Annotated in this window: 20 protein-coding genes and 1 pseudogene; 10 read left to right on the top strand and 11 right to left on the bottom strand. The window is 66.4% G+C overall.

Going from position 1 to position 18,877, the window contains the following annotated elements; genetic code table 11:
* Positions 1 to 120: 120 nt before the first annotated feature.
* The 4 genes from ACWDPV_RS09790 to ACWDPV_RS09775 form a co-directional block, all read right to left on the bottom strand.
* The gene (locus ACWDPV_RS09790) at positions 121 to 537 is read right to left on the bottom strand and encodes a DUF5313 domain-containing protein (protein ID WP_449742789.1); all 417 of its coding nucleotides are present in this window, start codon (positions 535 to 537) and stop codon (positions 121 to 123) included.
* A gap of 159 nt (positions 538 to 696) precedes the next feature.
* Complete coding sequence (locus ACWDPV_RS09785; protein ID WP_348806847.1) at positions 697 to 1,050, bottom strand: VOC family protein; 354 nt, start codon at positions 1,048 to 1,050, stop codon at positions 697 to 699.
* A 202-nt stretch (positions 1,051 to 1,252) separates the two neighbouring features.
* Entirely contained in the window at positions 1,253 to 1,933 is a 681-nt protein-coding gene (locus ACWDPV_RS09780) for an MFS transporter (protein WP_449742788.1), read from the bottom strand.
* A gap of 172 nt (positions 1,934 to 2,105) precedes the next feature.
* Entirely contained in the window at positions 2,106 to 2,726 is a 621-nt protein-coding gene (locus ACWDPV_RS09775; protein WP_449742787.1) for a TetR/AcrR family transcriptional regulator, read from the bottom strand.
* 170 nt (positions 2,727 to 2,896) lie between these two features.
* Here ACWDPV_RS09775 and ACWDPV_RS09770 point away from each other — a divergent pair, with 170 nt between their 5' ends.
* The 4 genes and pseudogenes from ACWDPV_RS09770 (at position 2,897) to ACWDPV_RS09755 (ending at position 4,673) form a co-directional block, all read left to right on the top strand.
* Complete coding sequence (locus ACWDPV_RS09770; RefSeq protein WP_348806849.1) at positions 2,897 to 3,037, top strand: hypothetical protein; 141 nt, start codon at positions 2,897 to 2,899, stop codon at positions 3,035 to 3,037.
* 329 nt (positions 3,038 to 3,366) lie between these two features.
* Positions 3,367 to 3,513: pseudogene (locus ACWDPV_RS09765) on the top strand (X-Pro dipeptidyl-peptidase domain-containing protein); the annotation flags it as partial.
* Between the two features lie 77 nt (positions 3,514 to 3,590).
* On the top strand, positions 3,591 to 4,061 hold the full coding sequence (locus tag ACWDPV_RS09760) for a M15 family metallopeptidase (protein WP_348806910.1): 471 nt from the start codon (positions 3,591 to 3,593) through the stop codon (positions 4,059 to 4,061).
* Between the two features lie 57 nt (positions 4,062 to 4,118).
* Positions 4,119 to 4,673 (top strand): hypothetical protein, encoded by a 555-nt coding sequence (locus ACWDPV_RS09755; protein WP_348806850.1) that lies wholly within the window; start codon positions 4,119 to 4,121, stop codon positions 4,671 to 4,673.
* 92 nt (positions 4,674 to 4,765) lie between these two features.
* Here ACWDPV_RS09755 and ACWDPV_RS09750 read toward each other — a convergent pair whose 3' ends face one another.
* From ACWDPV_RS09750 to ACWDPV_RS09740, 3 genes are all read right to left on the bottom strand, one after another.
* Positions 4,766 to 7,003, bottom strand: coding sequence for an NADP-dependent isocitrate dehydrogenase (locus ACWDPV_RS09750; RefSeq protein WP_449742786.1), 2,238 nt, complete (start codon positions 7,001 to 7,003; stop codon positions 4,766 to 4,768).
* 467 nt (positions 7,004 to 7,470) lie between these two features.
* The gene (locus ACWDPV_RS09745) at positions 7,471 to 8,592 is read right to left on the bottom strand and encodes an NAD(P)/FAD-dependent oxidoreductase (RefSeq protein WP_449742785.1); all 1,122 of its coding nucleotides are present in this window, start codon (positions 8,590 to 8,592) and stop codon (positions 7,471 to 7,473) included.
* A 77-nt stretch (positions 8,593 to 8,669) separates the two neighbouring features.
* Positions 8,670 to 8,894 carry a dodecin gene (locus ACWDPV_RS09740; protein WP_348806853.1) on the bottom strand — a complete coding sequence of 75 codons (225 nt, stop codon included), beginning with the start codon at positions 8,892 to 8,894 and terminating at the stop codon, positions 8,670 to 8,672.
* Positions 8,895 to 9,032: 138 nt separating this feature from the next.
* Between ACWDPV_RS09740 and ACWDPV_RS09735 the strand changes: the two genes are divergently transcribed.
* Complete coding sequence (locus tag ACWDPV_RS09735) at positions 9,033 to 10,112, top strand: NADH:flavin oxidoreductase (RefSeq protein ID WP_449742784.1); 1,080 nt, start codon at positions 9,033 to 9,035, stop codon at positions 10,110 to 10,112.
* Positions 10,113 to 10,147: 35 nt separating this feature from the next.
* Here ACWDPV_RS09735 and ACWDPV_RS09730 read toward each other — a convergent pair whose 3' ends face one another.
* Positions 10,148 to 11,191: a polysaccharide deacetylase family protein gene (locus ACWDPV_RS09730; RefSeq protein ID WP_449742783.1), complete on the bottom strand. Its 1,044-nt coding sequence runs from the start codon at positions 11,189 to 11,191 to the stop codon at positions 10,148 to 10,150.
* Between the two features lie 51 nt (positions 11,192 to 11,242).
* On the bottom strand, positions 11,243 to 12,409 hold the full coding sequence (locus tag ACWDPV_RS09725) for a methyltransferase domain-containing protein (protein ID WP_449742782.1): 1,167 nt from the start codon (positions 12,407 to 12,409) through the stop codon (positions 11,243 to 11,245).
* A 247-nt stretch (positions 12,410 to 12,656) separates the two neighbouring features.
* Here ACWDPV_RS09725 and fadD5 point away from each other — a divergent pair, with 247 nt between their 5' ends.
* Entirely contained in the window at positions 12,657 to 14,264 is a 1,608-nt protein-coding gene (gene fadD5, locus ACWDPV_RS09720; protein WP_449742781.1) for a fatty-acid--CoA ligase FadD5, read from the top strand.
* Between the two features lie 85 nt (positions 14,265 to 14,349).
* Here fadD5 and ACWDPV_RS09715 read toward each other — a convergent pair whose 3' ends face one another.
* Complete coding sequence (locus ACWDPV_RS09715) at positions 14,350 to 15,198, bottom strand: 3-hydroxybutyryl-CoA dehydrogenase (RefSeq protein ID WP_449742780.1); 849 nt, start codon at positions 15,196 to 15,198, stop codon at positions 14,350 to 14,352.
* Positions 15,199 to 15,309: 111 nt separating this feature from the next.
* Between ACWDPV_RS09715 and ACWDPV_RS09710 the strand changes: the two genes are divergently transcribed.
* From ACWDPV_RS09710 to ACWDPV_RS09700, 3 genes are all read left to right on the top strand, one after another.
* Positions 15,310 to 15,702: an ArsR/SmtB family transcription factor gene (locus tag ACWDPV_RS09710; protein WP_449742779.1), complete on the top strand. Its 393-nt coding sequence runs from the start codon at positions 15,310 to 15,312 to the stop codon at positions 15,700 to 15,702.
* A 4-nt stretch (positions 15,703 to 15,706) separates the two neighbouring features.
* The gene (locus ACWDPV_RS09705; RefSeq protein ID WP_449742778.1) at positions 15,707 to 16,192 is read left to right on the top strand and encodes an SRPBCC family protein; all 486 of its coding nucleotides are present in this window, start codon (positions 15,707 to 15,709) and stop codon (positions 16,190 to 16,192) included.
* 101 nt (positions 16,193 to 16,293) lie between these two features.
* A complete protein-coding gene (locus ACWDPV_RS09700) occupies positions 16,294 to 17,082 on the top strand; it encodes a hydroxymethylpyrimidine/phosphomethylpyrimidine kinase (RefSeq protein ID WP_449742777.1) in 789 nt (262 codons plus the stop codon).
* Positions 17,083 to 17,101: 19 nt separating this feature from the next.
* On the opposite strand, the gene ACWDPV_RS09695 is transcribed toward ACWDPV_RS09700, so the two are convergent.
* Positions 17,102 to 17,317 (bottom strand): hypothetical protein, encoded by a 216-nt coding sequence (locus ACWDPV_RS09695; protein ID WP_449742776.1) that lies wholly within the window; start codon positions 17,315 to 17,317, stop codon positions 17,102 to 17,104.
* A gap of 249 nt (positions 17,318 to 17,566) precedes the next feature.
* On the opposite strand from ACWDPV_RS09695, the gene ACWDPV_RS09690 reads away from it, so the two are divergent.
* Complete coding sequence (locus ACWDPV_RS09690; protein ID WP_449742775.1) at positions 17,567 to 18,847, top strand: benzoate/H(+) symporter BenE family transporter; 1,281 nt, start codon at positions 17,567 to 17,569, stop codon at positions 18,845 to 18,847.
* Positions 18,848 to 18,877 lie beyond the last annotated feature (30 nt).

Here is an 18,877-nt window from a genome sequence, read left to right as displayed (position 1 = left end):
CAACGCCGACCCACCAGAACAGCCGACCGACGACACAACAGAAGACGACACAACAGAAGAAGTGGGGGAAGACGATGCTTCCCCCACTTCGTGGGTCGGGATTGCGCCGAAGCGCCGGGCTCAGTGTCCGGTGCCGCGGTACTTGCGCCGGTACTCGTCGTAGAGGTCGGCGTTCTTCTCACGTTCGAGCTTGTTGACGAGATCGGCATCGAGTCCGTGCTGGGTCAGCCGGAAACGCCGGTACACCCGGTTCAACGCGATCGAGAAGAAGATGTACGGGATGAGGATCGGTACCGTCATGTTCGCGCGCACGAGCCAGTCGGCGGGCGCGAACAGCAGCGGGACGAGAACGATGATGCAGGGTATCGCCCAGCGCGCGACCATCCGGGTGGCCGCGCCGGGCCCGGCGAGATCGTTGGTCACCCAGTCGCGCATCGAATCGGGCAGGCGAGCGCCGTAGCAATACTTCACGTACTGCCAGCCGTGCGGGCGCTCGGTGGCCGTGCTGGTCGTGGTGACCGTGGACGTCTTGCTCATCGGGGTCTTCCTTGTCTCGGCTGTGGTGTATGGCTCTGGGGTGTACGGCTCGGGTGTCGGCTACCCGCGTACACCGGGCGATCCACCCGGCGCCGATAAGTAGTGCACGATTTAATTGTATTCACTTTGATGCGCAAGCGCTACCCCCGGTCGGCACGATCAGCGTGCGAGCGGACTGTAGAACACCAGTCCGTTGCCCTTGTTGTCGTAGACCACGGCGCGACGTTCATGCGCATCGTCGTAGGGACCCTTGACGATGCCGCCGCCACTCGCCTCGATGGCCTTGGCGGCCGCGTCGACGTCGTCGGTCTTGATCCCGACCACCACCTGTCCCGGGATCGGGTGATCGACCTCGGTGGCCAGCGCCAGGGTGACGGCCCCGCCGTTCAATGCCGCGAAATGCGCACCGTCACGGAACTTCAGCGCGAAACCCAGGGTCTCGCTGTAGAACTCGATGGATGCGTCGAGATCATCGGTCGACAGCACGATCATCTTGACCTCATGCTCACTCACCACTGACTCCTTTTCTCGCAGGCACCCCCAGCATAGGCCTCCGACTTCATTCGCAGGCACCTCCACCATAGGCCTCCGACGCGGGGACAGGAACCTCGCCTGTCCCCGGACCGGCGACGAGAAGCGCTGCCGGACATGGCTTGTCATTTCGATGCAATCGGCCCATGCGACGCGGGATGATGACGGGATCCCCGTGGTGGCTCTATGCCCCACCAGCGAGCCCGTCACCGCGCCCACCACGAAACTGCAGTGCGCCGAGCAGTGCCGCCGCCGCGCCGGCGCGTTCGGGATGGCGCATCAATGCCAGGGCGGTGACGCTCGGCCGATCACACCCCACAACGCTGCGATGACCGCACAGCCGACGAGCAGCCGCCAGGCCATCTGTTCCCGCGGCCACGACCAGAAGCGCCGAACCGGCTACGAGAAACGCAGCACCACAGGCGATCTGGTGGAGCGCTCGGGAGAATCGCACCCACCGTGCACACGCCATCAGGCACAGACCGTCGACCGCGAACACCACCGCGAACTCCGAGGGGCTCAGTCCGTGCACCTCCTGGAATGCGAAGGGGGAGCCGGTGATGTAGGCGAACAGCGCCCCGAAACCGACGGCGCCGGTGGTGATGACCAGCCAGGTACGGCCATCGCTGAGCAGCCGCCCATACGACGCCGAGGCGCCGGCCAGCACCCCGCCGGACACTCGGTGTCCCGGCGGCAGCGTTTCCGGGATCCACATCGCGGTGGCCACGACGAGGAGCGCACCGATGACGGCGAGCAAGGCGAAGATCGTGCGCCACGAACCGACCAGCTGGATGGCGCTACCCAGCAGCGGGGCCAGTACCGGGCCGAGCCCTACGACGACGGTGAGCAGCGCAAAGACCGACACCAGTGCCGATCCCGAACACCGATCGGCCCACGATGGCCCGGGGGAGCGCCGGAAGGTAGAGATCGGTGGAGATCGGGCCGAATGCCAACAGCGCACTGATGACCACCAGGACGCGCCTGCCGACACCAGACTCCGACTCGTCCGGATCGTCGGGCACAACCACGGCGGACGTTCAGTGCGCGGCCGGTGCGAGCAGCCGAACCCAACTGTCGACGAGTTCGGTGATCATCTGTTCCTCGTCGAGTTTCCAGTCGGAGCTGCCCCAGTTCTGGGCGACGTAGTCGAGTTCGGCGATGGCCAGGACGCCCCGGAAGTGGCGTTGGTGTTTCTCGAACCGGCCGGCCCGCTCGAGTCCCTCCTCGATGTCGGCCACGGCCTCCTCCATCCACCGTTCGACGATGTCACCGAGATCGGGATCTACCCCGGCCGCCTGCCGGGCGATGCGGATGATCGGCCGGATCTCCGGCCAGATGGTCACGCGTTCACGCATCCACGCCTCGATGCTGTCGCGAGTCCCCGCCGCCACCACCGCGACCAGATCGGTGGCGGTCGACCCGTGGTCATCGGACCGATCGCGCTGCAATGACTCGTTGAGCTGTTCGTCGACGAGGGCACTCATCAGATCGCTGCGGTTGGGGAAGTAGGCATAGAACGTCACCCGAGTGGTGCCGGCCGCCTTGGCGATGTCATCGACCGTGGTGGCTGCGTATCCCTTGGCCTGGAAGGTCTCCAGCGCGGCCGTCAGGAGTCGACGGCGGGTGAGTTGCTTCTGGGCCTCGCGCAGACTGGTCATGGGCATTACTGTATTGGCCCGGTGACCATCGGGGTCCTGGGCACGCGTCCTGCTCAGTCCACCGGCGCGGCCCCGCGAGGACGCGCACAGTCGACGCAGACGCGGAATCGGTGTCCGGGTCCCCGTCGAGACGCTCGGGTTCGCCGACGAAGGGAAGATCACCGACCGCCTTGAGTGACAGCCCGAACTGTTCGGTCCAGAAGTACGGCCGATGCACCAGCGCGGGCGCATCCGCGCCGAGCAGCAACGTCGTCGCGGCCACCTTCGCCTGTTCGATAGCGCTGTTCCACAACGGGATCCCCACCTGGTGACCGGTGGTGTCCAACGAGGAGATGCGCGAACTCGGCGATCTTCGATGCCGGCGAACTCGCCAACGCACTGCGTGACGCGGCGTCCGTCCCGGCCGCGCTGGCGCAGTATCAGGCCGTCCGCAAGCCCGGCACCGATGAGCTGCAACGTATTTCGCGGTCCGGCTGGACCGAGGGTGAACTCAACGACGCCTTCCCGGGTCAGAAGCCGGCAGCACAGTCGACATCCCAGACCGCGGGGGCATGAGCGATGGCATTGCATCCCGAGATCGCCAAGGTGCTGGTGAACATGCCGGCACCGCCGCCGGGACGTTGAATCCCACGGCGGCGACGAGCCGCTGGTCGACGACCACAACTCGCTGCTGCCACCGGATGCCTTCCACCTGCCGGTCGGCCGTCCGGTCACCCATAAGGTGTTCCGCGACGCCGCCCACCCCTCGCGGTTGGTGTTGCCGTTCACCACGACCGGCCGAGAGTAGACGGCATACTGGGTCGGGTGTCGTTCTCCCTGATGCCGCCAACTGCCCGTCGCACACCACTGACCGCCCGCCTCGCAATGCTGTCGGCCGTCCTCGGGGCGCTGGCCCTGCTCTGGTCGGGGACCGCGGCCCCGGCACACGCAGAGTCGGGCACCGCCGGCCTCGACCCGGTCCTGGCGACCGCGTACGCGCAGGCCGCCGCGGCCGCACACGACGACGGGGTTCCGCTGCACATCACCTCCGGCGCCCGCACCCGGGCCGAGCAGCAGCAACTGTGGCGGGACGCGATCGGCACCTACGGCAGCCCCGAGGCGGCACGCCGCTGGGTGCTACCGCCGGATGAGTCCACCCACGTCGGCGGTCACGCGATCGACGTCGGGCCGCAGGCCGGGGCGGCCTGGCTCGAGCGCAACGGCAACCGGTGGGGGCTGTGCCGCACATTCGCCAACGAGTGGTGGCACTTCGAGGTCGCGACCATCCCGGGCACGCCATGTCCCCGGATGTGGCCGGACGCGGCTGCCCGCGCCGACGCGCACGGCAGGCACTGACCACGCTTGTTGACCCTGATCGCCCCCGAGTTCGGTGAGATTTGCCACCATGGAGAGATGCCAGAGCTGACGTACGAGGAGTTCGGCCGCCGCTTCTTCGAGGTGGCGGTCACCGAGGACCGCGTGGCCAGCGCATTCTCCACGCTGACGGGTGATTCCTTCGAGGTCGGACCGATCCCGTCGGGCCCCGGCGGTATCGCCAAGGTCCGCGCCCGGGTGCGCATTGACGAACCCCACATCGTGCGTGAGGTCTCCGACGTCATCACCTTTGCCGTCCAGATACCGCTGAGTATCCGATTGCTGGTCGATCTGAAGGTCGATCGCATCCGCTACGACGTCGACGGCTCGGTGGCCCTCGCCCTGACCGCTCGGGCGATCGAGCCATTGGAACTGCACATCGACGTCGCCGAACCACGTCCGCGGGACGTGACAGTGGGTGTGGCGGCCCGCAACCTGCGCGGCGAGATCATCCGGATGGTGGGCCAGGTCGACGACGAGATCCGCCGGTTCATCGCCGCCGACGTCGCCGTGCGCATCAACGATCCGGCCATCACCAAGGCACGCATCATCGACGTCGCCACCGAGCTGGGCCGCGCCTTCGAATCGATGTAGCCCCGCCACACCGACAGCGCCCGAACACGACGAAGGGCCGCCACCGGTGCTTGTCGCATCCGGCGACGACCCCTGATCGTTGTGACCGGCGGTCAGCCGCTGACGGCAGCCAAGGCGTCGTTGAACGTGGCGCTGGGGCGCATCACCTTGTCGGTCAGCTCGAAATCCGGTGCATAGTAGCCACCGATGTCGACGGCACCGCCCTGAGCGTCGTTCAGCTCGGCGACAATGGCGTCCTCGTTCTCGGCGAGCGACTTCGCCAGCGGCGCAAAGTGTTTCGCCAACTCGGCGTCGTCGGTCTGGTTGGCGAGTTCCTGCGCCCAGTACATGGCGAGATAGAACTGGCTTCCGCGGTTGTCGAGCTCACCGGTCGACCGCGACGGACCCTTGCTGTTCTCCAGGAGCTTGCCGGTGGCCGCGTCGAGCGTCTTGGCGAGAATCGTCGCCTTCGCATTGCCATTCTTGCGGCCCAGATCCTCCAGGCTCACCGCCAGCGCGAGGAACTCACCCAGTGAATCCCAGCGCAGGTGATTCTCTTCCAGCAGCTGCTTCACGTGCTTGGGCGCAGACCCACCGGCACCGGTCTCGTAGAGACCACCGCCGGCCATCAACGGCACGATCGACAGCATCTTGGCACTGGTGCCGAGTTCCAGGATGGGGAAGAGGTCGGTGAGGTAGTCACGCAGGATGTTGCCGGTTGCCGAGATGGTGTCCAGACCCCGGATCAGGCGTTCCATCGTGTACCGGATCGCGCGCACCTGCGACATGATCTGGATGTCGAGACCCTCGGTGTCATGATCCTTCAGGTAGGTCCGCACCTTGCCGATCAGCTCGTTCTCGTGCGGGCGGTACGGATCGAGCCAGAACACCACCGGCATGCCGGAATCACGGGAGCGGGTGACCGCGAGCTTCACCCAATCCCGGATCGGGGCGTCCTTGACGATGCACAGACGGAAGATGTCGCCCTCTTCGACATCCTGGGACAGCAGGATCTCGCCGGTGGCCACGTCGACGATGTTGGCGGAACCGGCCTCGGGGATCTCGAAGGTCTTGTCGTGGGAGCCGTACTCCTCGGCCTGCTGCGCCATCAGGCCGACGTTGGGGACCGTTCCCATCGTCGTCGGATCGAAGGCGCCGTTGGTCTTACAGAAGTTGACCATCTCCTGGTAGATCCGCGAGAAGGTGGATTCCGGGTTGACCGCCTTGGTGTCCTTGGGCCGGCCGTCGGCGCCGTACATCTTGCCACCGGCGCGGATCATCGCGGGCATCGACGCGTCGACGATGACATCGCTGGGGGAGTGGAAGTTGGAGATGCCGCGCGCCGAGTCGACCATCGCCAGCTCCGGGCGATGCTCGTGGCACTTGTGCAGGTCGTCGATGATCTCTTCCTTCTTCGACGCCGGCAGCGACTCGATCTTCGCGTACAGATCCGAGAGCCCGTTGTTGACGTTGACGCCGAGTTCGTCGAAGAGGTCACCGTGTTTGGCGAAGGCATCCTTGTAGAAGGTGCGCACGGCGTGGCCGAACACGATCGGGTGACTGACCCGCATCATCGTGGCCTTGACGTGCAGCGAGAACATCACGCCCGTCTTGTAGGCGTCCTCCATCTGCTCCTCGTAGAAGTCGATGAGGGCCTTCTTGCTCATGAACATGGCGTCGATGACGTCGCCGTCGGTGAGCGACACCTTCGGCTTGAGGACGATCGTCTCGCCGCCGGTGGTCACCAGTTCCATCTTGACGTCACGATCACCGTCGACGGTCATCGACTTCTCGCCGTGATAGAAGTCGCCGTGGCGCATGTGCGCGACGTGGGTGCGCGACGCCATCGACCAGTCACCCATCGAATGCGGGTGCTTCTGGGCGTACTCCTTGACCGCCTTCGGGGCGCGTCGATCCGAATTTCCCTCACGCAGAACGGGGTTGACTGCGCTACCCAGACACTTGGTGTAGCGGTCGCGGATCGCCTTCTCCTCGTCGGTCTTCGGGCTGCCCGGGAAGTCGGGGATCTTGTATCCCTTGGCCTGCAGTTCCTTGATCGCGGCCAGCAGCTGCGGCACCGACGCGGAGATGTTCGGCAGCTTGATGATGTTGGTGCTGGGGTCCTGGGTGAGCTTGCCCAGTTCGGCGAGGTTGTCGGGAACCTTCTGCTCGTCGGTGAGGTAGTCGGGGAACTCGGCCAGGATGCGGGCTGCGACGGAGATGTCAGTCGTCGCGACGTTGATGTCGGCGGCATCGGCGAACGCTCGGATCACCGGCAGAAAAGCGTGGGTCGCCAGCATGGGCGCTTCGTCGGTCAGCGTGTAGATGATGGTCGGTTTTTCCGCGCTCATAATCCGCCTTACTCTCCAGTCGTGGTCACGCAGCACCGGGATTCGTGTTGTCTCGGCGCTACCAGTATCGCGGTCGCGGCGACATCGTGCGTGTTGATGCGTTGTCTTGCTGTCGCCGCATCCGCGGCCCGCGGGTCGGGGTCCTCTCCGAGCTTACGACCCCGGCTCCGGCCACCGACACGTCACACGGATCTGATCGGGCGACAGGGATCACATCAACGAGCGGGTTGTTCAGACGCCGCAATCGCCCGCTCGTCGACCGCGCTCCTGCTCACATCGACTTCGCCCGTCTCCGCGTTCACAGCGCTCGGCTTTCCCGTTGACAGCGCTCGATGTCGTTGCACCCGACGCCCCGGCACGTTCCAGCCTCACCCCACCAGGCCTCGACACCTCCTCGGCCGGCGCCTCGTCGGGCTCGACTAGCGATTTGAGAGAGCGCCGTCAACGTCGGAGAAAGCGCCGTCCGATTACGGCCGCAGTCTCGCCGCCACCTCGTCGGCGAGCGCGAGGCTCGACGTCAGTCCGGGCGATTCGATGCCGAACAGGTGGACCAGGCCCGGTATCCCGTGATCCGAGGGTCCGCGCACCGCGAAGTCCGCGTCCCGGTCACCGGGACCACTGATCTTGGGGCGGACGCCCGAGTAATCGGGATGCAGCGCGTGGTCGGGGAGTCCGGGCCAGTACCACCGGATCTCTTCGGTGAACGTATCCACGCGGTGGGGATCGACGGACAAGTCGACCTGCGCGGGATCGACGTCCCCCAGCCACTCGACGTCGGGGCCGAATCGCGCCCGACCGTCGAGGTCGAGCGTCAGGTGGATACCGAGGCCGCCGGCCACCGGCACCGGGTAGATCAGGCGGGAGAACGGCGCGGTGCCGTGGTCCAGTCCGAAGTAGTTGCCCTTGGCAAAACGGCGCGACGGGATCTGCCCGGGCGGGAACCCGTCCAGTGCGGCGGCGACATCCCACGCCCCCAGCCCGGCGCAGTTGACGAGTGTCGTGCACCGGACCCGGAACGAGTCGCCGAGTTCCACCGTGATCGTCGCGTCGGCGCCGATCTCGCCGGCGACGAGCGGGCTGTGGACGACCACCCAGGCTCCGGCGTCCTCGGCGTCTCGGCGCAGCGCCTGCATCAAGCCGTGCCCGTCGACGATGCCCGTCGACGGGGACAGCACCGCCGCGACCGCTGACAGGTCCGGTTCCATCTCGGCCAGTTCGGGACCCTCGACGAGACGGAGATCGGTGACCCCGTTGGCGTGCGCGGCGGCGATGATGCGCTGAAGTTGTGGACGCTGATCCTCGGTGGCGGCCACGATCAGCTTGCCGATGCGTCGGTGGGCCACACCGGCCTCGGCACAGTAGCGATAGAGCATTTCGCGACCCGCGACGCACGCACGTGCCTTCAGGCTGCCGCGCGGATAGTAGATCCCGGCGTGGATGACCTCGGAATTGCGGGAGCTGGTCTTTGTCCCGATGGCGTCCTCGGATTCGACGATCACCACCTCGCGACCGTCGCGCGCCAGTCGCCGCGCCACCGCCAGCCCGACGACGCCGGCGCCGACCACCACGCATTCGACCTCGTCTGTCACCGGACTCCCTTCGGATGCCGCGGCCCGCTCGTCCGCCCGCCGTCAGGATAGCGTCGCCACCTCCGGGCGAGCCGAATTCACGACGCGGCGTCGTCCTCGTCGATCCGGAAGCCGACCTTCAGGGTCACCTGCGTGTGCGCGACGGCGCCGTCGACGACATGCCCACGCGTTCCGACGACCTCGAACCAGTCGACGTTCCGCGTCGTCTTCGTCACGCGCGCAATGGCATTGGCAATCGCCGCATCGGTACCCTCCGCCGATGAACCGACAACCTCGATGACCCGGTATACATGTTCGCTCATACCGCGATTCTGGCACCGACCCCATCGCACGCGGGCGAAGTTCGACCATCCGGTCCGCCGGCATGGTCGCCGCCACCGCGCCACCGTCGGTGCGCTACAACTGATTGGTCCATCCCCTCGGCACCCAAGGACAGGTCCATGCAGTATCTCGGCTCGCCCCTCGAGCTCGCTCACGGTCGCCCGTGGCGCAATCGGGTCGCGCTCGCACCGCTGACCAACCTGCAGAGCAATGCCGACGGAACGTTGTCCGACGACGAATACCGGTGGCTGGTTCGCCGCGCCGAGGGTGGATTCGGTCTGGTGATGACGTGCGCCGCGCATGTCAGTCCGGAGGGACAGACATTCCCCGGTCAGCTCGGCATCTGCGACGACACCCATCTCGACGGTCTGCGACGGCTCGCCACCGGTATCCGGTCCGCGGGTTCGGTGTCGGCGGTGCAGTTGCAGCACGGTGGCCGTCGCGCCGATCCGGCACTGTCCGGTCGGCCGGCGCTCGGGCCGTGGGACGATCCGCAACGCGGGGTGACCGCGCTGACCACCGACCAGATCGAACGCGTGATCGCCGACTTCGCCGACGCCGCGGTCCGGGCCGAACGGGCAGGTTTCGACGGCGTCGAGATCCACGGCGCCCACGGCTACCTGGTGGCCCAGTTCCTCGACGTCCGGCACAACCGCCGCACCGACCGTTTTGGAGGGTCGGCGGAGAACCGGTTCCGCATCGTGCACGAGATCATCGCCGCGATCCGGGCGGCGACCTCGTCGGATCTACAACTGGGACTTCGACTCTCGCCGGAGAGGTACGGAATCGTGCTCGACGAGGCCCGTGCGTTGGCCGGTGAGGTCCTGTCCGACGGACAACTGGATTACCTCGACCTCTCGCTGTGGGATGCGTTCAAGCGTCCCTACGAGGAGCACCATTCCGACCGCCTCCTGATCGAGTACTTCGTCGACCTCCCACGTGGATCGACGCGACTCGGCGTGGCCGGCAAGATACTGGACGCACCGGGTGCACGTGAATGCCTGGAGCGCGGAGCCGATTTCGTGTTGATCGGAACCGGAGCCATCTTGCATCACGACTTCGCCCGTCACGTCGCCGCCGACGACGAGTTCCGGGCGATGGACACCCCGGTGCCCGAGCGTCACCTCGTGAACGAGTCGGTCGGTCCGCGCTTCGTCGACTATCTCGACGACCGGTGGGATGACTTTGTCATCCGCTAGATCCGTTCCCGCAGAACGAACCCCGACGCCGCAGGTCAGAGAACTGTTGCCGCCGAGCGCCCGAGCACAGCGTGATCGCGCCGAAGCCACCGATTGAATGCCTCGCCGTCCATGTCCGTGGCGTGCAGTCGGGGCAGCGCGTGACGATCATCCGAAGATGTCGCCGGTGTCGACACACTGGTACAGCCCACGGTGACATCACTGTCACGCAACAGGTTTCGCGTCGGAGCGTCGAAACGCCCGAACGGGAAGGCGAACTGGGTCACCGGCGCGTCGGCCAGTTCGGACACCGACCGGTTACCCGCGTCGATCTGAGCGTGCCGGTCCGACAGCGCCATGTCGGTGAGCGAGACGTGGTCCAGAGTGTGACCACCGAGGGTGATCAACGGATGCCGGGCCAGTTCGGCGAACTGCTCACCGGTCACCGGAAGTCGTGAGCTGACGCCGATCTCGGGTTCACCAGCCCACTCCAGGAGGTGGTCGACGGCCGCGTCCTGCTCGTCGGGACCCAGCACAACGATGGCATCCCACAGGGTCCGGAACAGCTGTTGCCGCCGGTTTCTCGGTTCTTCGGCATCGGCACGCCATCCGGCGCTATCGGCAACCGCACCCCAGCCATCGGTCGAGGTGAACGTCTGCCTGCCGGTTCCGAACGGGAGGTCGAGGATCTCGGGGAGAGTGGTCGGACCGAGGATCGCCCGCTGCAACGCATCCCACCAGAACTCGCGCCTGCGGTCGACGGCGTTGCCGACCACGAAGATCGTCGCGGGTATGTCGTACTTCTCCAGGATCGGCAGTGCGACAAGAAGATTGTCGACGTAGCCGTCGTCGAAGGTCACCGCGAGCCGGGAACCGTCCCGCGTGTAGCCGTCCTCGTCGGCGAAATCCGCGAGCGGCACCGCCGCACGCGCCTCGGCGAGGACGGCCATCTGATCGTCGAAGTGCTCGGGTGCGATGCAGATCGCCCATGGGTCGCAGGCCTCGGCACAGACGCAGTGATACATCAGGATCCCGCCGCGCGGCCGCAACCGCCGAATCCGGCGCCTGACCGCGGCGGCCGCGGCTCTACTTCTCGACATAGATCACTGTCTCGGTGCCATCGCCCGATTCGACGACGTCCTCGCGGACGGTCATGCCGGCGAAGTGCGCAAGAAACTCCTCCCGCGGCAATTGCAGTGCGGGGATGGCCTTGTCGTTGTCGACGCGCATCTCACTGTCCCCGAGTGGAACCGACAGCACGATTGCGAGACGGTCACCGGAGGAGGCCACGGCGTTGGCCATGATGCGCCGCCCCCCCCCAGTTGTGTTCGAGCACCCGGCAGCAGCACCCGTCCGGAACCCCCGACGCGGTCGCCGATGTCGGCGACGTCGACCTCGGCCCAGTTCTCGATGACCGGAGCAGCCTCGCCCGGACCCGCGCCGACCGGGCCGACGTCAGCACTCAGGAACTCTGTCGCCGCCTGCAGTGCCGGGTCATCGTCAGCCAGAGCTGCCTCGGTGGCGGCTTCGACGGCCGGGGCGAGCACGGTCGGTTGCCGCTGCCCCAGATCGCCCTTGCGAGCCGCGATGGTGATGATGACCGGGTACTCCGGGTCCACCACGTCGAGTTCGCTGCGGCGCAGTTCACCCTCGGCCATGCCGTAGAGAAAGGTGGTGGCCGACAACACGTTTCCGCGTGTTCGGACGTCGACGTTCCCCGGCGGGAAGGCCAGACCGAACAGCCGGTTCGCCGAGAGTTCGGTGAATGACCAGTACCAGGTGGAGTTCCACACCGGATCTGCGATCTGGCTGATCCCCGGCGCGGTGCACAGCAGAACACCACCGGGTTTGAGAATGCGGTAGATGGTTCGGATCGCCGAGGGCAGATCGAAGATCATCTGCAGCGTCTGCGTCAGAATGATGCAGTCGTAAGTATTGCTCGGCACACTCGGCGCGTCGGTCAGGTCGTCGACGTAGGTGGCGCCGGGTTCCTCGACGATGTTCAGCATGTCCGAGCGGGTCACCCCGCGACCGAACCGCTCGGTGTAGGTGCGTTCCCCGACCTCGAGGACCGCACCCGTGATGAGGTCGGCGCTGCGTTCCAGGAAGCTCTCGATGTAGTAGCGGTCGACGGGACGGCCGCGTTCGAAGCCGTACTCGCGGCAGATGGGCTGGGTGCGGCGGAGGTCTCCGAATCGCACCTTTCCGACTCGGGGGCGTTGCCGCCGCTCGGCCAGTATCCGAATGACGCGACGGTAGTTGGCCTCACCGAGTACGGACTGCACCAGTGCACTCCGGTTGCGCTGCAGAACTGTCATGGACCTTCCGATTCGATGTGCCGGTCACGCCGGTCACTTACTCGATCACATGATCAAGAACGCTGCGTGCCGGGTACGTGCTCACTGTCAGTTAGGGTCACCTTATCTCACCGGCTCACCGTCGCCGATCGGGACCGCGCGCCGACAACCTTCGCGATCCACCCCCACCGCCACCACACCCCTCTAATGTGTGTGCCAGGGCACACATCACGGCGCCCGCGCGTCACAGAAGAGTCAGGGGAGTTCATTGACCACCAGCACTCAAACGTCGAGCGAACTGACGACCGAACCACTGCGGTCCCGCCGTAACCACTGGAACAACCAGGTGCACCGGCACGCCTTCATGACGCCCGACCGCCCGGCTCTCCGATTCCAGGGTCAGACCACGACGTGGCGCGAACTCGACGAACGCAGTCGGGCCTTCGGTGCCGCGCTCAGCCGTAACGGCGTGCAGTTCGGTGACCGCATCCTGATGGCGCTACTCAATCGCACCGAGTACGTCGAGGCGGTCCTCGGCGCCAACGTGATCGGCGCCATCCCGGTCCCGGTCAACATCCGGATGAGCCCGGCAGAGGTCGGCTTCCTGGCCACCAACAGCGGCGCCAAGGTGGTGGTCACCGAGACGCTGCTCGCCCCGCTCGCCGCCGCGGTCAACGCATCGATCGGCGGAATCGACACCACCATCGTCGTCGGCGGCAGCGACAATCCTGAGCACCTCGACTACGAGACGCTGCTCGCCGACGGGTCGGCCGACCTGCCCGAGGTCGACGTCCCCGAAGACACCGTCGCGCTCATCATGTACACCTCCGGCACCACCGGAAAACCCAAGGGTGCCATGCTGACCCACCAAAATCTGCAGGCACAGGCGGTGACCACGATCAGTGCCGCCCAGGACCACACCGACGACGACGTCGCCTCGGTGGTGCCGCCCATCTTCCACATCGCCGGCCTGGCCGCCTTTGCGCCGGTCTTCTACCGGGGCGTGACCTCGGTGATCCACCCGCTGGGCGCCTTCGACCCCGACGACATGCTCGACACCCTCGAACGCGAGGGTGTCACGTCGGTGTTCATGGTGCCGGCGCAGTGGCAGGCGGTCTGCGCCGCACAACAGGCTCGGCCGCGAAACCTGAAGTTGCGCACCATCAGTTGGGGTGCGGCGCCGGCTTCGGACTCCGTGCTCAACGCCATGAGCGACAGTTTCCCGCAGGCATTGAACATGACGGCGTTCGGGCAGACCGAGATGTCACCGGTCACCTGCATCCTCGAAGGCAAGGACGCGCTGCGCAAGATCGGATCGATCGGCAAGGTCGTTCCCGCGGTGACCGCACGCATCGTCGATCCGATGATGAACGATGTCAAACCAGGCGAGGTCGGCGAGATCGTCTACCGGGGCCCGAACCTGATGAAGGGGTACTGGGACAATCCGCAGGCCACCGCGGACGCCTTCCGCGGTGGGTGGTTCCACTCCGGAGACCTGGTGCGCGAGGATGAGGACGGCTTCCTCTACGTCGTGGACCGGGCCAAGGACATGATCATTTCCGGCGGTGAGAACGTCTACTGCGCGGAGGTCGAGAATGTCCTCTACGGCCATCCCCACATCTCCGAAGCCGCGGTGATCGGTCGGGCGCATGAGAAGTGGGGAGAGGTACCGGTCGCGGTAGTGGTGTTGGCCGAGGGAATCGAGGATGTGACCCTCGACGCCATGGCCGGCTACCTCGACGAGAACCTGGCCCGTTTCAAACAGCCCAAGGACCTGATCATCGTCGACGAATTGCCCCGCAATGCCGGCGGCAAGGTGGTCAAGCCCCGCCTGCGAGAGAGCTATGGCAGCAAGGACATCGGCCTGAATCGCTGACAAAACCCGTCGAGTGGGCGCCCATTCCCGTCGAGTGGGCGCCCATTCCCGTCGAGTTGGCGCGCCACCCCGCCGGGCATGAGCCTCAGCTGTAGTCGTAGAAGCCCTTGCCGGTCTTCTTGCCGAGGTATCCGGCCTCGACCATGCGGCGCAGCAGCGGCGGCGGCGCGAGGTGCGGCTCACGGAACTCGTCGAACAGCGACTCGGCCACGTCGAGCACCACGTCGAGGCCGACGGTGTCGCTCAGGGTCAGCGGGCCCATCGGATGCGCGCACCCGTTGACCATGCCGGCGTCGATGTCCTCCTTGGAGGCGTACCCGCTCTCATACATCCGGATTGCGCTGACCAAATACGGGATGAGCAGCGCGTTGACGACGAATCCGCCGCGATCACCGGCCGCGATGGTGGTCTTGCCGAGGTGACCGCGGGCGTAGGTGGTGACGGTCTCGATCGCCTGAGGTGAGCTCGCGAGGCTGGAGATGATCTCGACGAGCGGCATCACCGGCACCGGGTTGAAGAAGTGGACACCGACCACGCGGGAGGGGTCGGCGACGTCCTTGGCGATCCGGATGATCGGGATCGAGGAGGTGTTGGTCGCCAGAATCGCTTCCGGCGAGGTGACCTTGTCGAGTTCGGCAAAGAACCCGACCTTCAGCGATTCGATCTCCGGCAATGCCTCGATGACCAGTTCGCGGTCGGCGAAGTCGGCAACCGAGGTCGTCAGGTGCAGCCGCGACAGTGCTTGTGCGGCATCGTCTTCGGTGATCTTCGACTTACTGACGGCGCGACCGAGTGACTTCTCGATGCGGGCCCGCGCGCCGTCGGCGGCCTCCTGATCGCGCTCGAGAACCAGTACGTCGTCACCCGCCCGGATGGCAACCTCGGCTATTCCCGCGCCCATGGTGCCGCCGCCGACAACTCCGAGCTGTGTCATGTGAATCCTCCAGGTGATCGGTGATCGCTCGTGGTCAGCCTAGGACATCGCCTGCAGCGAAGGACGTCACACCCTTGACAACGTACAACCAATCAGTTGTATATTGGGGAGGTGAACGACACCGACGAGGACCGGGCCGATGCCCTGTTCCACGCGCTGTCCGACCGCACCCGCCGCGACATCCTGCGGCGCGTTCTGGCAGGGGAGCATTCGGTGTCGACACTCGCGGCCGCCTACGACATGAGCTTCGCGGCCGTCCAGAAACACGTGGCGGTCCTGCAACGCGCCGGACTGATCACCAAGCGCCGCCGCGGCCGTGAACAACTCGCGTCCGGAGACGTCGACGCCGTGCGCGCCGTCGCCGACATGCTGACCGATCTCGAACACATCTGGCGTGGCCGGATCGCCCGCATCGACGACCTGATCGCGGACGAATCACCGCACGCCACCAGCGATCACCAGCAATCACCACAACCGACACCCCCAGCATCAGAAGAGGACTGACACCATGCCCGTCACCGACGTCACCCACGATCTCGACACCCGAACCCTCACCATCACCGCGGAGTTCGCCGCCCCGCCGAGCCGCATCTGGCAGATCTACGCCGATCCGCGGCAGCTCGAAAAGATCTGGGGCCCAGCCGAATACCCGGCGACCGTGGTCGATCACGACCTCACCACAGGTGGACGGGTCACCTACTACATGACCGGTCCGGACGGTGAAAAGTTCGCCGGATACTGGCTCGTCGACACCGTCGACGAACCCCATGGCTTCACCTTCCGTGACGGATTCGCCAATGAGGACTTCACCCCCATCGATTCCCTCCCGCTATCGCGCAACACCTACACGTTCACCGAACGGGACGGGACCACCGTCGCCACGTACACCAGCACGTTCGACACCGCCGAAGGTCTCCAGAAGGTCTTGGACATGGGCGTCGTCGAGGGATCGACCGGCGCCATCAACCAGATCGACGGGTTCATCGCGGCCTGAGCGCAGGTCCGGCGCACCCCATCGACGGCCTCACGCGTACCTCTACGCTGATCGTGGGGAACCATCACGGTTCCTCACGATCAGCGCAGAGGAGTGAACCGATGACCATCGCGTATGTGATCGCCGGATCCGAGGCGACCGGCGGCGCCGGACTCCAGGCGGACCTGCGGACTTTCGCTCAACTGGGCACCTACGGTGTCGGCACGATCACCTGCATCGTGTCCTTCGATCCGAACAACGGGTGGGCCCATCGATTCGTACCCGTCGACGCAGCGGTCATCGCCGACCAGATCGAGGCCGCCACCGTCACCCACGCACCCGATGTGGTGAAGATCGGCATGCTGGGTACGCCCACGACGATCGAGACCGTCGCCGAGGCACTGCGCAGTCGTACGTGGCGTCACGTCGTGGTCGACCCCGTCCTCATCTGCAAGGGGCAGGAACCGGGGGCTGCGCTCGACACCGACAACGCCCTGCGCGAGCAGGTCCTGCCGCTGGCGACGGTGGTGACCCCCAACCTGTTCGAGGCCGCAACACTGGCCGGCATGGACGAGCTGACCACGGTCGACGACCTCGCCGAGGCGGCGCGCCGCATCGCCGATCAGGGCCCGCAGACCGTGATCGTCAAGGGTGGTGTCGGCCTTTCCGGCGACGACGCGGTCGACGTCGTGTGGAACGCCGGCGCCATCTCGGTGCTCCGCGCACCCAAGGTCGGCCAGGAGCGCGTGTCGGGCGCCGGGTGCGTCTTCGCCGCCGCCACCACCGCCGAACTCGCCAAGGGTGCCGACATCGTCGACGCCGTCGCCACCGCGAAGGAGTTCACCCACGGCGGGATCGTGAGCCGACTGTCGTCGTCGGCGCCGTTCGACGCGGTGTGTCCGCGGCCGTGAGTCGAGCCGCACCGTCGACCTACAATCCGGTCGGGTAGAAGAACGCGCGGTAGGTGGTCAGGCTTCCTGAGAGGTTGGCGTCGTAGACGAGGTGTCCTCGGGCATCGAACCGGGAGAGGTGGCCGGTCGTGCCCCAGCCCCCGAACACCGAACCGTCGGCGAGCGTCTGGATGTTACCCATCGCCCACGCGGTCAGACGCTGCGGATACTTCCACCGCGATACCAGGCGCACCACGTCGTGCGCGAAGTCCGGTCGCGTGCACCGGGCCCACGACCACTGTCATCCCCACCACGACCGCGCAGCGCTACGGCCATGCGCCGCAACACAATTCTCCTCATGGAGCGTGATGCCATCAAGCCCGGAATCCGGCACATCACGTTTCGGCTCGCACTGGGCGCAACCACTGATCGATGACGCCGATCAATGCCACGAATCTCGGTCATTCTCACGCGGGCGCCGCGTCGCTAGCCTCGGGTTCACGCCATGGTCACCTCCCGCAACGCCCACCCCGATCTGCACGCCCCGCACGACGACGGAGGTGCGTACGAACGTCCGCCTCGCCCGCTTCCGACGCCGCGCCGGATCATCGCCGACTTTGGCACGAGCTACGCCACCAACGGCCTGATCGGCCTGATCTTCTCCGCGTCCGGACCGGTCGCCGTCATTCTGGCCGCCGGGGCTGCGGGTCACCTGGATCGGGCCGTGCTGTCGTCGTGGATCTTCGGCGTGTTCGCACTCAACGGTGCGCTGACGATCCTGGCCAGTTGGGTCTACCGCACGCCCCTCGCGTTCGCGTGGACCATTCCCGGGACCGTCCTCGTCGGCTCCTCGCTGCAGCATCTGTCGTGGCCCGAGGTTCTCGGCGCCTTCGTGGTGACCAGTCTGCTGATCACCGCGATCGGGCTCACCGGGCAGGTTCGGCGGGTGATGTCGGCGTTGCCGCAACCGATCGTGATGGCCATGGTCGCCGGCGTGTTCCTGCAGTTCGGCATCAACATCTTCCGGTCGCTGGACGACGATCCCGGGATCGCCGTACCGATCGTCGTGGTGTTCGTGGTGCTGTTGGCCTACCGGCGGCTGGGACGATTCATCCCGCCGATCATCGGCGCACTGGTGGCCGGGGCCCTCGCCGTTGCGGTGAGCGGTCGATTCCATCTCGCCACCACGCCCACCACATGGCTGGCCACGCCCGCACTGCAAGCGCCGCAGTTCGGCATCCAGGCCTGCCTCGAGTTGGTCATCCCCCTGGCCATCACCGTGATCGTCGTCCAGAACGGGCAGGGCACGGCCGTGCTCGAATCCGCCGGGCACCGCACCCCGGTCAACGTCGTCACCATCGCCTGCGGCATGTTCTCCGGGATGGCGGCCGCCGTCGGTGCCGTGTCGAGTTGCCTCGCCGGGCCGACCAACGCGTTGCTGGTCGCGGGTGGACAGCGCGAACGCCAGTACACCGCGGCGCTGACCTTCGGGATCCTGGCCATCGTCGTCGGCCTGGCCGCACCGCTGTTCGTCGACCTGATGCTCGCCACACCTGCGGCATTCGTGGCGACTGTCGGCGGACTGGCACTCCTCGGCGCACTTCAGAATGCGTTTCGCACCGCGTTCTCCTCGCGGTGCACCCTGGGTGCGCTGGTCACCCTGCTGGTGACGATCTCCGGCGTCGACCTGCTGAACATCGGAGCGGCGTTCTGGGGTCTGCTCGCCGGACTGCTGGTGTCGTGGGCCGTCGAGCGCGAGGATGTCCGGCCGGCGCGCGCCGGCTGACCCCGACGCAGGCACACCTCCGGCGCCCGG

The organism is Gordonia sp. NPDC003504, from assembly GCF_053587995.1.
The sequence above is the reverse complement of the archived record's forward strand: the minus strand, read 5'-3'. Positions and strand labels throughout refer to the sequence as shown.

What these genes read in the sequence shown, in the direction of transcription:
- ACWDPV_RS09755 (WP_348806850.1), top strand. Translation starts at nt 4,119, where the DNA reads ATGCCAGAGCTGACGTACGAGGAGTTCGGCCGCCGCTTCTTCGAGGTG.
- ACWDPV_RS09750 (WP_449742786.1), bottom strand. Translation starts at nt 7,003, where the DNA reads ATGAGCGCGGAAAAACCGACCATCATCTACACGCTGACCGACGAAGCG.
- ACWDPV_RS09740 (WP_348806853.1), bottom strand. Translation starts at nt 8,894, where the DNA reads ATGAGCGAACATGTATACCGGGTCATCGAGGTTGTCGGTTCATCGGCG.
- ACWDPV_RS09715 (WP_449742780.1), bottom strand. Translation starts at nt 15,198, where the DNA reads ATGACACAGCTCGGAGTTGTCGGCGGCGGCACCATGGGCGCGGGAATA.
- ACWDPV_RS09760 (WP_348806910.1), top strand. Translation starts at nt 3,591, where the DNA reads ATGCTGTCGGCCGTCCTCGGGGCGCTGGCCCTGCTCTGGTCGGGGACC.
- ACWDPV_RS09705 (WP_449742778.1), top strand. Translation starts at nt 15,707, where the DNA reads ATGCCCGTCACCGACGTCACCCACGATCTCGACACCCGAACCCTCACC.
- ACWDPV_RS09790 (WP_449742789.1), bottom strand. Translation starts at nt 537, where the DNA reads ATGAGCAAGACGTCCACGGTCACCACGACCAGCACGGCCACCGAGCGC.
- ACWDPV_RS09700 (WP_449742777.1), top strand. Translation starts at nt 16,294, where the DNA reads ATGACCATCGCGTATGTGATCGCCGGATCCGAGGCGACCGGCGGCGCC.
- ACWDPV_RS09730 (WP_449742783.1), bottom strand. Translation starts at nt 11,191, where the DNA reads ATGTCGAGAAGTAGAGCCGCGGCCGCCGCGGTCAGGCGCCGGATTCGG.
- ACWDPV_RS09725 (WP_449742782.1), bottom strand. Translation starts at nt 12,409, where the DNA reads ATGACAGTTCTGCAGCGCAACCGGAGTGCACTGGTGCAGTCCGTACTC.
- ACWDPV_RS09735 (WP_449742784.1), top strand. Translation starts at nt 9,033, where the DNA reads ATGCAGTATCTCGGCTCGCCCCTCGAGCTCGCTCACGGTCGCCCGTGG.
- ACWDPV_RS09775 (WP_449742787.1), bottom strand. Translation starts at nt 2,726, where the DNA reads ATGACCAGTCTGCGCGAGGCCCAGAAGCAACTCACCCGCCGTCGACTC.
- ACWDPV_RS09690 (WP_449742775.1), top strand. Translation starts at nt 17,567, where the DNA reads ATGGTCACCTCCCGCAACGCCCACCCCGATCTGCACGCCCCGCACGAC.